Consider the following 14686-nt stretch of genomic DNA (forward strand, 5'->3'; position numbering starts at 1 on the left):
AGGAGGATCAAAACAGATGATTCGCTTGTGTTTCGTGTTAATAGCAGCTGTTTGTGTCAGTATTACGTCTGTTGGTGTTATCTTTGCAGAAGATAAACCCACGACTGGTGGGACGCTCCGAGGCAAGATTACTGACGCAACCGCAGCACAGAACCCAATTGAGGGTGTTGAGGTCAAAATTGTCGGGCACACTGGCAAAGAATTTACAGTAAAAACGGATGCTGACGGCAATTATGAATGCACCGGTATCCCCACAGACCGCTATCTCATCAGTACATCCAAAGAAAGCTATCAAGGAACATCTGGTAAACCTATAATGATTCTTAATGGGGGTGCCTATTTCCTCCCGCTCAAAATGGCTGAAAAAGGAAACCATGTTGAACCATTGCCGGAAAGACGACCGAAAATAATAGAAACTACTATCACGCAAATTAAATCAGTGCCCCAGCGCGTTGCTGAAAGTGTCGGTGAACGTTATGATCTGGACGAGGCAAAGGTAAAGGCATTTCATCGGTCAATTCTTGATTCAGTTGAAAGGACACTGTGGCAGGCTGGAGGTCTGAATGATTTCGCGAAGGCATTGAAGGTAGGGAACACAGTATTCCTTGAAATGTTAGTGTCGCATCCCATTTACCAAGCGGCATTCGCCGAACATTTGAGTGGGACGCAGTTTCAAGATTATCTGAACTTCACAGCAGCGCGGCGACAACGAGATCAGCAGGCGGTTGCTCGTCGAATAACGGTCGCACTCGACAAGGAGCTCAGTTTAACATTAGACCAGCGCGAGAAGGTTGTGCAATCGCTGCTTGACGCAGCAGAGAACAGACCCTTCCCGATTTCAATGAGCATCTTAGGGATCGGTTCACAGGAAGCGATAAATCTTACGCACTCTAAATTGAAAGTCTCGTTGGATGGCATCTTGAGCGATACCCAGTCCAAACTTTGGTGGGAATTGGTTGATAAATTGGACCCCCAAAAAAGACCTGCGTTTATCCGCAAGAAGGCAGTCGAGGTTGACAAGATAGATGAAAAAGCAGATGATGTGAGAAAGAAAAGCATTCAGATCGAAGATAGCACGGCGAAATCTCAGGAACGAATGAAATGGATCGCTGAAGCTAAGTTGACAGCGCATACCGAATTGTTGGGGTCTCTCGACGAGCGTGCTGCTCGGCGTTTGGTACTTGCCGCTAAAGGTACAGTGCAACAGGACTTTGAATTTGAAGAAGAAGCTCATGAGCAAATGTTACGAGAACTTGAAGCGAGATTCATGAAGGAGGTTGAAGCTGGCAAAATGACTCGCGAGCAAGCTGCTGTAAGACTCCAAGTTATGAGAAAGGATTTATGGAAAGAGGAAGACATAAACAAAAGGCATGAGACCAGTGCTTCCGACATTACGAATCATTCACTGTACCAACAGGCTATCAAGGATGTACTTTCTGAAGAGGCGTTTAACCGGTATAAGGCACACCAAGCGGAAAGGGAGGCTTTACGTCTACAGGCTCTGCGTGATATAACGGTGGCGTGCATGGATACGCAGCTCCTTTTAAGCGATTCACAACGGGAACAGTTAGAGACGGCAGTCTCACACTTGGCTCCTGTTCCGTATGCCGGGAGTAAACCGGCGGAGTTTATGTTTTTTCAACTTTTCCGACGGGCGAGAAACTTTGAAATCCTGACACCTTGGCAGCAGGGTGAGTTTGAACGCGTGTTTGTTCCAATTATGTGGGGGAAATAATGATGAAATACAGAGCAATTATAGGTTTCCTGATTGGGTTTTCCAGTTTTCTAATCATGCTGACCACGTTTTCAATTGAGTCGGCTTATGCCCAAGAGGCGGACCTTCGCTATGGAACCGGTGTACCTGCGGCGGTCCGTATCATCAACGATCGTGGTTTACGCTATCTTACTAACACACAAATGAACGACGGGAGCTGGTCGGGATCAGGGAATGGACCCGGCGTAACAGGGATTTGTATCATGGCGTTGATGGCGAGTGGTGAAGACCCAGACTTTGGTCCCTATGCCACTAATATTCGTAAAGCGTTACGTAATATCATTATTAATCAGGATGCTAAAACGGGATATATCGGTGGACGCTGGGGTGGACACGGATCCATGTACCAACACGGTTTTGCACTGTTAGCACTGTCCGAGGCGTATGGTGCAGTCAGCGGGCGACTACTTTGGGAAGGCAGCGACGCTCCGCCCGAACGGCGGCGTACGCTCGGCGAGGCGTTGGAATTAGCGGTGCGTTCTTCGTTGACCGCACAAAAAAAGAATCCGTGGGGGGCTTGGCGTTACTCCCCAGAATCCCAAGATGCCGACACAACCGTGGCTGGAACTGTACTGATGGGCTTACTCGGCGCACGAAACGCTGGTATTGAAATCCCTAACGAAGCAGTTGACAAAGCGGTGAGTTTTTTCCAGACCCACACGATGGCAGATGGAAGTGTAACGTATCAGATGACGAGCAGTCACGGCGGTGGACTCACTCGCTCAGCAATCGGAGTCCTGATTTATGCGATTGCGAAAAGAAAAGACACCCCTGAATACAAAGCTGCTTCTGAATTCATCAAGCGTCGAATGGATCATCGCGGCACTGGACACCCGTTCTATAATCTTTACTATATGGCTCAGGCACTGTTTCAAAGTGACTTTGAGGCGTGGAAGGCTTGGAACCAAAGAACTATTGAGCGGCTTCAACAAATGCAGGCAGAAGACGGCAGTTTCGCGAGTTCCCATGGCAGAGCCTATGGGACAGGAATGGCTATCCTCGCCTTGGCATTAAATTATCGTCTCTTGCCTATCTACGAAAGGTGAATGACAACCCTAAAAAAAGGAAAATACCATGCAATGGAATCTGAAAAGGCTATTTGTTGCTGTCGCTGCATTGGCGGTGTTGTGGACTTCCATGACACAGGCTCAGGAACCAGAAACTTCGCAAGACTATACACAAAAATTGCGCTGGAAAAATGGTGATATTCTTCCGGGTAAACTGTTGGAAAGTACCTCTGGAGCGATCCGCTGGGCATCACCGCATTTTTCGGATGATCTGGTTATTGATATTGGTGTCTTGGATTCGATTATCTTTCCCGAACAGTCCGTACCCGCAACGGAAGCTTTTCGCGTTGGCACCGTATCAGGAGATATCTGGATGGCTGACATCATTGATTCGGATGACGACACCTTTCTCTTTTCCAGTAAGCGACACGGTTTGTTTCGGGTGAATCGTGCAGCGATTTATACCCTTGAACGTCGTGTACACCCTAATCTTGTCTTCGACGGTTCCCAACTGACGAATTGGAAATTGCCCAAGGAGGATGCGAAGGAACCCGTGCTTCTATTTGGTGGTGATGCACGCTCCGATTGGTATGCAGATCGCAGCGGTCATCCGCGGACAGATAAAGTCAAAGCAAAAATCTTCCACGCACTTAATTGGCCCCAGTACTTTGAGATTGACCTAGAGTTAGCATCTGCTGCGCGTCCCCCCGGTTTTGTTTTCGCGCTTGGTAAAAACCTATACGAGGCGTTACGGTTGGAAACATGGGTCAACGAGTTGGTGGTCGTTCAAGGCACGCTGTTTGAGCCAGTATTGACGATTGAGCCTGATCGGCGAAGCTTTCGTTTGCGTCTCGCTTATGATGGTGACACCGATGTACTGGAGGTTTTTGATTTTGCTGGCAATTTGTTGTTGAAATTGGACGGTGTCGAGCAGACGGTTGAGGAAGCCGGTGTGTATATCTTTAACCGAGGTCAAAATCTGACGGTGCGGCGGTTGAGAGTTTATCAGCAGTCTATTGGTGCTGCAAAGCAGCAAATCGATTCTTCTAAACCGAGGATCCACATGATGAACGGGCAGGTCTTTTATGGTAAACTGTTTGTTGAGAAAGAAAGGACCTATGTCGTTGATGACTTCAGTAAAAATGGGCGGATTCGACATGACATTGATATTCAACAGATTGACCGCGTTATTCAATCGGGGACTGCGTTAGCCGAAATAGACCATTCCGTTGGCTTGGCATACCCAGACGGTGCGATTTTGCGAGGCAAGATTGCACAAGTAAATTCAGATGGTGTGGGACTACAGACCGCGTTCGCAGATGAACCAGTAAACTGCGCGTTTGCGGGTGCATCAGTGCTTCGTGTGGAACCAACAGGTGCTAAGACTCGTGAACAGGTTGAAAATGAAGACAGATTGTTTCATCCATCCGGGAGTCTCCGGGGTCGCGCCTCATTCGGAGGGGAAGAGGGATCGCTCATTCGATGGCAACCGGTCGGTGCCTCGGAGGCAGTACGACTGGCAAACACTCGATCAGCCTACATAGAACGGAACAATAGACGTGCCTCGAAAATGTGGCCCATTGACACATCGCGCTTCCGTCATGTATTGCATCTCAGGAATGGAGAGATTCTTCCGTGTCAAATCTCGTCATACAGTGAAGCGACTATCGGTTTCCGGTCCCCTTTTATCAGCACACAACGCATTGATTCAGCGTCCGTAAAAGCACTTGAGTTCTCCGGCAGAACACATGCAACATACTTCAACAGGAGACATCCGACAAGCAACAAGGGTTCTCATATCGTTTTGACACAGAAAGAAAATGGGGTCAGAAACGTCGAAATCCGGGGGATCGAATGGGAAGGAAGGGGTAACCTGGAGAAGATTCTGGTAGAGGGTGGCAATATAAACTTGGAAAATGGGGAAATAAGATTCATAGTGGATGGCAAAGAAGTAAACGTTCGTCCGGGTCAGAATTTGGCTGACTGGGCACTTAATCATGACGCGTCCTCCAAATTAGACGTGAAGTTGGAGCGTGCGCTAACCGTGCCGCGTTTCAGTCGCGATAATCCGCCGAGCCACATCTTAGTGGCAGAGAACGGTGATATGAAGCGGGGGAAGCTACTGGGCTTCAATGGGCAGACAATTCAGTTTGATTCAAAGTTACGGCAGTTTTCTGTTCCTATCGAACGTGTGGCGCGGGTGGTCAACGTCAGCGTTGATAACGATCAGCAACCGGAGGTCAGCAGTCAAAAAGAACAAACCGCTCTTTCTCTGACGGTTTCCGACAGCCAACGGTCTCCGACACCCTCTCAGTCTGAAATCTCCGTCAGATTAACCGATGGTTCGATTCTGGTTTTTGAGCCACTTGAGGTTAGAGATGGCACGCTATTGGGACGCTCGTCAATCTACGGAGAGGTAGTACTTCCGGTTGACAGTATCCAGCATCTCTACTTCGGTGACACAACAGGATCGTTTAAAGCTGCCTTTGAGGAGTGGGTAGTCCGCCCAGCGAAAGAACCGACGTTCGGCGATAGTCCATAAGTAGTTATCAGTTTTAACCATCAACGCGAAGAAACACCCAAGCAAAACCCTCCGATATAAATGTTAAGGCACGAGTTGATGGTTAAAGTCACAAGATAGAGCCATTTATGGCAAAATAACGTGGGTCCCGTATTTGTAGTGCAGACTTTTAGTTTGCGCGCATCACAACACCACACCACGATTGACGGCTATTTTTGTGAGTTCCGTATTTGTAGCGCAAACTTTTAGTTTGCGCCTTACCCTGTAAATCCTGATTCAGACAATTGACACATACACTCTGATAACTTTGAAAATTAACAACCTATCCTCTAACAATTATTCCTCTTCAGGTGGCCCAATGGTCTCCCATTCGGGCCAAATTTCTATCGTAGATTCCGGTAAAACGCGCAATTCCATCTCTGGGTTCACCTGTCCATCTCGGACTTGGTTTTGACGTACCCGAATCAAGTTAGCCAGCGGACCAAGCGTAGTCGTGTCGCTCACTTGGATGCGTACTTGGTTTTGCCCTTCCTCTCTCTGCAGCGGTAATAACCAATAGGCGTGATACATATCTCCATTGACATAACCACCGACACAAATATCTTCAATGCGCTGATAGATAATGTGTTCGTCTCCTTTCAACTCATGAAGTATCTCTCCGTTTTGATGGATCCGAAGCATAAGCGAAGATGAAATTGAATTCGACCAATCTGCGCGGAGAAAGAGAATTGGCTGACCGTCCCCATCGGCTAAATTGAAGGTTGCTTCAACCGCGTTTCCCTCTTTTGCCTTCAGAGATATCGGGGTTTCAACCAAAGAATGCTTGGCAAAAACCGACTGAGCGTCCCCTTGATGTAGGCGAGCAAAAGGTGTCCCATAGGCGTGCCATTGTAGGAAGGTCATCAGGTGCGTCCCCATATCTCCATCAACGTTGATAGTTTCTGTCCGTTCAAGTTCCAATAATATTTCGGGCAGACGCGCCACACGGGCATATCTGGCACGTGCTACGGTGAGTAGTTTCGCCAGAGTCCATTCCGGGTGTGCTTCATAAGCGTCCAGAAAGTGCATCACTAACTGATTGGTGTAACGCGCCGGAATCATTCCCCAGACGGTCGCGGTACTACCAAGATAAGCACGACCACCATTGTTCAAAAACGCACGTAACAACGCTGAACCGGGTGGTGTAGTCGCGCATCCGTCAACAATCGCAATCGGATGGCGCGGCAACATCGGCATACTCTTCGCTGACACAAAAGATTCACCAAATCGATTGCTCAGCCGTTTAGGGCTTCCATGCCCGAAGTGAATGATTAGATCAGACTGCGGTAGAAGTTCCGCGCCACCTCTTCCAAGTACAGCGACCTCGTGCCCTTGTTGAGCAAGTGCATCGAGAAACCGCTGAGTTTCCAGATGTATACGTGTATCCTCCGAACAGAGAATCGTCGCCTCCGGTCCGCCATTTTCGGCAGTCTCGCTGAGTTGTCGCTGCATTGCCTCAGGATTTCCAAGCACCCGTGTTGTGGCAACCTCTGGAAGACCGTCACCGTCTAAATCCGCGTAGAAAGAATCAGTGTGCAGGGGTGTCCCATCTAAATTAACTTCCCACATTGGAATAACGGATTCATCTCCTACCAATATGAGCATATCCAGCTGTCCGCTGATTCGTGAGGTGATTTCATTTTTGATTTCCTTTGCGATTGCTGTCAGTCTGGCGTTGGGATACGCTGGTACTGAAATGTGCTCTCCGGTCTTCATCAGATAAACCTGATCGATGTCAATGATTCCAGCGTTATGTACACGGGCAAACGCTGCGATCGCCTGTTGAATACCCAACACTTCTTGAGGATAGGCTGCTGTAAGTGCTCTCATATTGGTTAGTAACAGCGTTTTCATTGGAGGCCCCGTGTTTTTCTTTTCACTATTTGAAATAATTTGTGAGTAAAGAGCGTTATTGGCAACGACCAGTCCGGCTAACGCGGTACTGCCATTAATTAAAAAATCTCTACGACGCATAGAATCTCCTTGTCATAGTGTTATTCGCATTCCGTTTTTCATACGCAAGAAAAAAGTCGTCTATTTCACAGAAAAGTGTTAGGATATTCATTAGAGAACTCCTTTTGGTTGGAGAATGTGGATAATCTCATTATACCAAAAGGGTTCTCTTTATACAAAAGCTTTCAATTATTTATCAAACTCATGTTAATGACAGTGAAACGTTATTCGTTTCTCACTTTAACACTAAGCATGGGTTGATAACGCTGCGACTGCAGCATCCTCATTCTCAAAATGCTCAAAGATATGAATCAATCGATTCTGGACGACCAAGCTTTTGATGTTTCTGCCAACATTGATGATACCGATACGGCCTTTCTTTCGCTTCGCCGCGATGTACGCGCTGACCAAGGTACCAAGACCCGAGCTATCTATCTTGTTAACGCCCTTGAAATTGATGAGGAGCGTTGATGTATTAGAAGCATCTATTTGTGAAACAAGTTTTTCTTCCAACTCCGATGCTGCAGTTCCGATGATTTTTCCATTTGGTTCCAAGATCGGAACGCCGTCTTTCAGTCGCGTTGTAGTTTTCATGAATTTTCTCCTTTTGTATTTGGAAAGTTGAAACGTGAATGTTTTGTGAATTTTATTCCCAAAATATGTGAACACTAATCAAAAAAATTGGGGATTTATCTGTTAGATACGCTGTGGAGAAAAAAGGATAGTAAAAACTGCGCGGGATAGTGAAATGGGGAAATTTTACTATTGGTAACACAAGTTGCCATCTTGTAGCATAGGAGACTGTTGGTTTCCTGTGAAAAGACTATGCTCAACCTAACAGGATACGCTACAAAACCTTGCGGTGATTACCTCTCAAGATTTTCCTTAAGCGAAAAGGAAAGATTTGATAGAATGATTCGCAAGGATTCTTAGCTGCCAGAAGGGAAACGAGGTGGACTTTTCTATGGCAAGTTTTGGCTTGCAAGCTACGCCAAAAATGATGAGCGTGAGGGCTTTTCTAATTGGTTTGGCACTCGTCATTTTACAAACAGCGATTACTCCGTATAACGACTACTACCTCCAAGGAACAGATATCTCCGGTAATCATTTCCCTTTAGGGGCAGTGTTTACACTGATTTTTCTCACCTTAATCGTCAACCCCATTTTAAAAAAGACATTTCCGCGGGCGGTACTAAATCCAGGCGAGTTAATTGTGGTGTGGGTGATGATGGGAGTCAGTTCAGCGATCCCATCGAAAGGAATGATCGGGTATTTACTTCCCTATCTGGCGGCACCAGTCTATTTTGCGACGCCCGAAAACGAATGGGCTGAAACGCTTCATCCATACTTTCCTGAATGGTTAATTGTGTGGGATACGCGCGCCGTTACCGATTTCTATGAGGGAGAATCGTTTGTCCCTTGGGCGGTCTGGGTAAAGCCGCTTTTCGTCTGGACGGTTTTCATCCTGCTACTCTATTTTCTGACAATCTGTGTCTCAATTGTGCTGCGGAAACAGTGGGTTGAACGTGAGAGATTTATATTTCCACTCGTTACTGTTCCCGTAGAGATGGTTCAACAAACCTCAATGCACGCTGGTCTGAACAGTTTGTTCAGGAATCGACTTATCTGGATGGGATTTGGGATCGCTGCCTTTTTTCATCTACTCAACGGACTGCACGAGTATGTCCCTGCACTCCCACGCATTCCGAATCGGTATGACCTGTACACCCCCTTCACGGAGCGTCCGTGGATTGTGATGGGTTGGTGGCCCCAATTTCGGTTCTTCCTCTATTTCTCCGTTATCGGTATAACATACTTCCTCGCTATGGAGGTATCGTTTAGTTGCTGGTTTTTCTTTCTATTCTTCAAACTCCAATACATAATTATCAACGCTTTTGCTATCCCTATAAGTCCATGGATTTCCGCCAGAGGACAGACAATGGCTGCTTATGTTGTTATGGTTCTCGCTTTCCTGCTTAACAGTCGTTCTCACATAAAGGACCTTTTGAAACGAACGTTTCTGGAGTCCGCTGCTTCCACTGCGATCGACGATTCGGATGAGGTGTTACCGTATAGATGGGCGGTTCTCGGAACGATTTTCAGTTTTTTACTGCTGGTGGGACTCTGTGTCTATGCGGGGATGTCGTTTTGGATTGCGTGTAGTATTATCGTACTGTTTCTGATTGCTTCTACGGCGTTGTCGTGGATGGTGGTCAACGGCGGGATGCTATTGATCCAGGCACCGATGTATCCTGTAGAGTACTTTGAGATTATTGCCGGTTCAAGAATCGTTGACGCAAACAGTTTGGCACTTCTGGGATTTCAGCGGGTAATGATGCGCGACTGGGGCGGTATTTTGATGCCGAGCGTTCTGCACGGATTCAAAGCGGCAGACCCAGTTCGATTAAGTCGAAGGAGCATCCTCGGCGCGATGCTACTTGCTATTGTTGTGGCTATCGGTGTTTCCTATGCTGCATCGTTGCCTCTGATTTATGAAAAAGGCGGCTTGAATCTACAAAGGGGTCCCTTCATCGGCTCACCGAGATACTTCAATCACATGGTTTCCCTTATTCAGTATCCGAAAGACCCGAAATTAGGGGAGGCGTACAGCATGATTTTGGGAGCTGGTATCACCGGTTTTCTACTGATCATGCAACGTCAATTTATGTGGTGGCATCTTCACCCCATCGGATATGTAATGGGTGCGGTCTACTCCTCCTATTTCCTCTGGTCCTGTATGTTTGTCGGCTGGTTTTTGAAGTATTTGGCACTGAAATCAGGCGGCATCGGATACTATCGAAGGTTCCGTCCGATATTTATGGGCTTTATTATTGGTGAGTTTGGCATCGTCGGCTTTTGGATGGTGATTGGGATGTTTACCGGTGTGAATTATCAGGGGGCCTTACCGGGATGATTTTTTATTTCCACCATAAATAGAGATTGTCCACCGTGAAGATAGTAATATAGGACTTACCCAATTTTTTAATAACCACGGACATCCCACACGCCACTGGCGAGGTTTGAAACCTCGCCAGCGAAGGGAGCTGCGTAAGTCCTATAATATTTAGGGATCAATTTTCCAAAGAAGCACGGAACCATCATCACTGCCGCTAACAAGGGTTTTACCATCCGAACTGAACGCGATGCTTCTGACCCAATTACCATGACCGGTCAGTGTTTTCTTATGTTTACCTGTGTGCGGATCCCATAGACGGATGTCGCTGTCCACACTCCCACTTGCGAGGGTTTTACCATCCGGGCTGAACGCCAGACTGAACACCCAATGTGTATGTCCAACGAGTGTCATCTTCCTTTTACCTGTCCCTATATCCCATAGATGAATAACGTTATCACCACCGCCACTTGCGAGGGTTTTACCATCAGGACTAAACGCTACACTCTTGACGCCTTCGACACTGGATGGCCCGTTATCGACACCTTCAAACTCACCGGCATGTCCGGTAAGTATTCGCTCGGTCTCACCAGTGTCAACATTCCACAATCGGATCGTATTGTCATCGCTGCCACTTGCGAGGGTTTTACCATCAGGACTAAACGCCACACTATAGACTCTGTGCTTATGTCCGTTGAGTGTTTTCTTATGTTCACCCGTATGCATGTCCCACAAGCGGATGGTAGTGTCCTCGCTTCCACTCGCGAGTGTATCCCCATCTGGACTGAGTGCCATGCTATGAATACCCCACGTATGCCCGGTAAGTAGCATTTTTTCTTCCGCGGTACGTGGATCCTGTAGGCGAATGTTTAATTCATCAGCACAAGCGAGTATTCTACCATCTGCAGTGAATACCAAACCGCCGTATGCGTCCTTATTTAACCCTTTTAGTGTTCTCAAGTATAGTCCTGTGTCCGCGTCCCAGAACCGAATAGCACCGCCGCTATACCCACTTGCGACAAATTTTCCATCGGGATTGAATGCTACACTATAGACGTGATCCGTATGCCCAGTAACTGCATATTTTTCATCGCCTGTGTGGACATCCCAGAAGCGGATGGTACCATCGTAACTTCCGCTACTTGCGAGGGTTTTACCATCCGGACTGAAAGCTAACCCCTCAATATCCCCCGTGTGTTCAGTGAGCGTTCGTCTGTGTTCGCCTGTGCTGACATCCCAGATACGGATTGTTTCGTCTAAATATGATGAACTTGCGAGTGTTTTTCCATCCGGACTAAATACGACCCTTTGAACGTCCTCCGAATGGCCAGTGAGTGTTCGCTTAAGTTTACCTGTATTTAAATCTGAGAGGTAGATGTTACCATCGAAACTGCCAAGAGCGACTATTTTTCCATCCGGACTGAAGGCTTCGCTAAATACACCATCTGTTGTAGACACGGTAAATGCTTTCTTAGGTTTACCAGTGATCGTATCCGATATACAGATTTCGCTACCCCAAGTTACACTCACAATTGTTTTTCCATCCGGACTGAATGATAAATTACGGATACCCTTTGGAAGTCCTGTGAACTTCTGTTTCTGTTCTCCAGTGATGGTATCCCAAAATCGAATAGTACCGTCACTGCCACCAGTACCGTCACCGCCACTGGCAATTGTTTTTCCATCCGGACTGAATGCCAAGTTTGAGACCGATTCTGTACTTTTAGTGAGCATTTTTTCGGCACCTGTGCTTCTATGCCACAGTAGAATGGTGCCATCCTCGCCTCCACTCGCAAGGATGTGTCCATCAGGACTGAAGGCAAGGCACTTGACTTCACTTGTATGTGCTGTAAGAAGCGCAACCTCTTGATATGTTGTTGTATCGTAGATCCAAATACCGATACCCGTCGCAACAACGAGAATTGCTCCATCGGAAGAATACTGGATTTCACTTATCTTACCTTTACCGAGGCGTGCTTTAGCATCTTCTGGTAGATTCCATTGTGTGGGTTCTTGTGCTGTATTATTTTTCATAGACTTAGTTCCTGTTGGTAGACCTTTGTTGCTGTTTTTACCGGGTATCGTATCGTTCCCAACCCGATTTTGTAAATTGGGTTTTGATTGAATATCAAGAACAATTGACGCATCAACAATTTCAATCGTAGGTTCTGATTGGGCATCAAGGCTATAAGGCTGCTGAGAACGTGCAATGAATTGATTGCTCGCACCCATCAACAAAATGACCAAAATAACAGATGAACCTAAAGCCGCCAACGGTAGAAACGGCTTACCTCCTGAAGGAGATGTCTGCTTGATTGCATCAATGTTCCGCATGATGTTTTCGATGAGATTTGGACTTAATGGGATGCTGCCAAGTGTCTCTTGGATTATTGGTTCTTCGTTCTTTAATCGTTCTCGCGCACGGTGAAGTCGACTTCTAACTGTGTTCGAGGACACCCCTAAAAATCTGCTAATTTCTTCACAAGTCATCTCTCCGAGGTAGTAAAGGACCATCACCGTCCGTTCACTTTCCGGTAGTTTTTCCATGAGCCCTTGCACAATTTGACGGCGATGCTCAACGGCTGTATCTTCACGTTGTTCGCGGACATAGTTCGAGTAATCGATTTCTTCAAGTGTTTCTTCACTGGTAGTTTCCAAGGATTGCATTTTCAGTTGCCGCTGCCGTAACCATGACCTGCAAAGCCGATCTGTGATTACATAAAGCCATCCGGCAAACTGACTCGGATTTTTCAACGAAGCGAGTTTCTTGTGTGCTTGCAGGAAGGTGTCTTGGGTGATTTCTTCAGCGATATGGAAATCTCCGATTTTCCGCCATGCCAAAGCGTGAACGCTTTTTTGGTATTTTTTTACTAAAATACTGAAAGCATGCTCGTCGCCTAACAATATACTGTGAATCAGTTCAACATCACTTTTTTCCATCAGAAGTCTCCCATAACTAATAGGGCGGACGCAACGCGCAATACATTGCGCGGCTACGAACCGGGATCCCCATAGTGCTCAATGTATGAGGTACCGCTTTTGAAAAACACACGCCCTTCCAAGGTCCAGCTGTTTGTAGCAAGGAAATCCTTTATCGGCTGTTTGCGTAAGTCAGCCAATTTAGGCTTACAATTAGTAGTGACGCAATTTTACAGCGGATATGTTGCATAGTTGTCATAATTGGAAAAAAATCTGAATTTTTAATCAGAAATTTCCAATTCGCTTCCGCTATATTGCCAACACTCTCAATCCCTATTTATGAACTTACTTCGCTATAAATCGCGGGAAGTTTAAGATGTGCCAAAGTGGTCAGATCCGGGCATTAGATGTTCTTGCGCGACTTCTGCATTAATTTCGACACCCAATCCGGGCTGCTCTGGCACCACAAATATGTTATCTTGAAGGAGGGGTTCATCGGAGATAGCAAAGTCCCACCGCCACTCGACCTGATCGGCGTGATACGGGAGTTCCATGACGATGAAATTCCGCACAGCGGCACAAACGTGTGCTGTCGCTGTCATACCGATTGGGGACGTGATGTTGTGTGCGGCAAACGGCATATAATATAGGTCTGCAAGATCCGCAATCTTCTTTGCCTCAAGTATCCCACCTGTGCCGGAGACATCGACATGGAGCATATCACAGGCTTGCGTCTGGATCAATTCTCTGAAACCATCCCTACGAAATAGGAACTCACCGGTACAGATCGGGATAGAAGTCGCGGTGCTGACCTTCGCCATCGCTTCAACATTATCGTTTGGGACAGGGTCTTCCAAGAACATTAAATCGAACGGCTCTAAAAGTTCCGCAAGCTTCATTGCCGAGTGGACGCTGAATAGGCTATGGCAGTCGATACTGATGTCAATTTCATCACCAGCGGCTTCCCGTGCGGCGGCAACCAACGCTGTCATTTTCTGCAACTCTGCCGTACTTAATTCCCGATTGACTGCATCCTGCTTGAGTTCATTTGCGGAGTTATCAATGTCAAACTTAATCGCTTGGTAGCCGTCTGCAACACCTTCTCTGGCTCGCTGTGCCCAACCTTCTGGAGTATTCCCTTTTCCGTGTCCTACGTCGGCATAGAGTCGAATGCGGTCGCGATATTTCCCACCTAACAACTGATAGACCGGTACGCCGAGACTTTTTCCGAGCAGATCCCACAGTGCGGTTTCTATCCCGCCAATCGCCGATAAGCCCATCGCATATCGATTGCTCGCTGCACCAATCATGCGGTTATAGAGCGGTTCTATATTTCTTGGATCTGCGTCAATGAGTATCCGCTTGAATTGCAGGATAATTTCAGCGATTCCCGCCCCAGGGTGCGCCTCGCCTATCCCTGTCAATCCGGTATCGGTTTCAATCTGGACGTAGTTCCACTGTTTGTATCCCTTTAGCGTCATTGCTTTCACATCGGTAATTTTCATGTCTGTTCCCCATTGTTTATGAAATCGGTTGAAAAAATCAATTGGTATTGCGTCCGCTGCGCATTCATGATAACA

General features: G+C 46.9%; 8 protein-coding genes. 4 read left to right on the forward strand and 4 right to left on the reverse strand.

Going from position 1 to position 14686, the window contains the following annotated elements; all coding sequences use genetic code 11:
- Positions 1 to 16: 16 nt before the first annotated feature.
- From OXH39_10820 to OXH39_10830, 3 genes are read left to right on the forward strand one after another with little or no spacing between them, the layout of a single operon-like run.
- Positions 17 to 1735 (forward strand): carboxypeptidase-like regulatory domain-containing protein, encoded by a 1719-nt coding sequence (locus OXH39_10820; GenBank protein ID MCY3550939.1) that lies wholly within the window; start codon positions 17 to 19, stop codon positions 1733 to 1735.
- Positions 1735 to 2820, forward strand: coding sequence for a terpene cyclase/mutase family protein (locus OXH39_10825; GenBank protein MCY3550940.1), 1086 nt, complete (start codon positions 1735 to 1737; stop codon positions 2818 to 2820). Before OXH39_10820 ends, OXH39_10825 begins: the two co-directional genes overlap by 1 nt.
- A 28-nt stretch (positions 2821 to 2848) precedes the next feature.
- The gene (locus tag OXH39_10830) at positions 2849 to 5323 is read left to right on the forward strand and encodes a hypothetical protein (GenBank protein ID MCY3550941.1); all 2475 of its coding nucleotides are present in this window, start codon (positions 2849 to 2851) and stop codon (positions 5321 to 5323) included.
- A 315-nt stretch (positions 5324 to 5638) separates the two neighbouring features.
- Here the strand turns inward: OXH39_10830 and OXH39_10835 are convergent, their stop codons facing one another.
- Together OXH39_10835 and OXH39_10840 are read right to left on the reverse strand one after the other, a co-directional pair.
- Positions 5639 to 7315, reverse strand: coding sequence for a C25 family cysteine peptidase (locus OXH39_10835; GenBank protein ID MCY3550942.1), 1677 nt, complete (start codon positions 7313 to 7315; stop codon positions 5639 to 5641).
- 225 nt (positions 7316 to 7540) lie between these two features.
- Entirely contained in the window at positions 7541 to 7888 is a 348-nt protein-coding gene (locus OXH39_10840; protein MCY3550943.1) for an STAS domain-containing protein, read from the reverse strand.
- 370 nt (positions 7889 to 8258) lie between these two features.
- On the opposite strand from OXH39_10840, the gene OXH39_10845 reads away from it, so the two are divergent.
- On the forward strand, positions 8259 to 10208 hold the full coding sequence (locus tag OXH39_10845; protein MCY3550944.1) for a hypothetical protein: 1950 nt from the start codon (positions 8259 to 8261) through the stop codon (positions 10206 to 10208).
- A 150-nt stretch (positions 10209 to 10358) separates the two neighbouring features.
- Here OXH39_10845 and OXH39_10850 read toward each other — a convergent pair whose 3' ends face one another.
- Together OXH39_10850 and OXH39_10855 are read right to left on the reverse strand one after the other, a co-directional pair.
- Positions 10359 to 13127: a sigma-70 family RNA polymerase sigma factor gene (locus tag OXH39_10850; protein ID MCY3550945.1), complete on the reverse strand. Its 2769-nt coding sequence runs from the start codon at positions 13125 to 13127 to the stop codon at positions 10359 to 10361.
- 350 nt (positions 13128 to 13477) lie between these two features.
- Positions 13478 to 14611 carry a mandelate racemase/muconate lactonizing enzyme family protein gene (locus tag OXH39_10855; GenBank protein ID MCY3550946.1) on the reverse strand — a complete coding sequence of 378 codons (1134 nt, stop codon included), beginning with the start codon at positions 14609 to 14611 and terminating at the stop codon, positions 13478 to 13480.
- Positions 14612 to 14686 lie beyond the last annotated feature (75 nt).

This window comes from Candidatus Poribacteria bacterium (genome assembly GCA_026702755.1).
GTDB lineage: Bacteria > Poribacteria > WGA-4E > WGA-4E > WGA-3G > WGA-3G.

Bases quoted from the DNA above. Each gene is read 5' to 3' on its own strand.
- OXH39_10820 (MCY3550939.1), top strand. From the start codon at position 17: ATGATTCGCTTGTGTTTCGTGTTAATAGCAGCTGTTTGTGTCAGTATT.
- OXH39_10850 (MCY3550945.1), bottom strand. From the start codon at position 13,127: ATGGAAAAAAGTGATGTTGAACTGATTCACAGTATATTGTTAGGCGAC.
- OXH39_10835 (MCY3550942.1), bottom strand. From the start codon at position 7,315: ATGCGTCGTAGAGATTTTTTAATTAATGGCAGTACCGCGTTAGCCGGA.
- OXH39_10855 (MCY3550946.1), bottom strand. From the start codon at position 14,611: ATGAAAATTACCGATGTGAAAGCAATGACGCTAAAGGGATACAAACAG.
- OXH39_10840 (MCY3550943.1), bottom strand. From the start codon at position 7,888: ATGAAAACTACAACGCGACTGAAAGACGGCGTTCCGATCTTGGAACCA.
- OXH39_10825 (MCY3550940.1), top strand. From the start codon at position 1,735: ATGATGAAATACAGAGCAATTATAGGTTTCCTGATTGGGTTTTCCAGT.
- OXH39_10845 (MCY3550944.1), top strand. From the start codon at position 8,259: ATGGCAAGTTTTGGCTTGCAAGCTACGCCAAAAATGATGAGCGTGAGG.
- OXH39_10830 (MCY3550941.1), top strand. From the start codon at position 2,849: ATGCAATGGAATCTGAAAAGGCTATTTGTTGCTGTCGCTGCATTGGCG.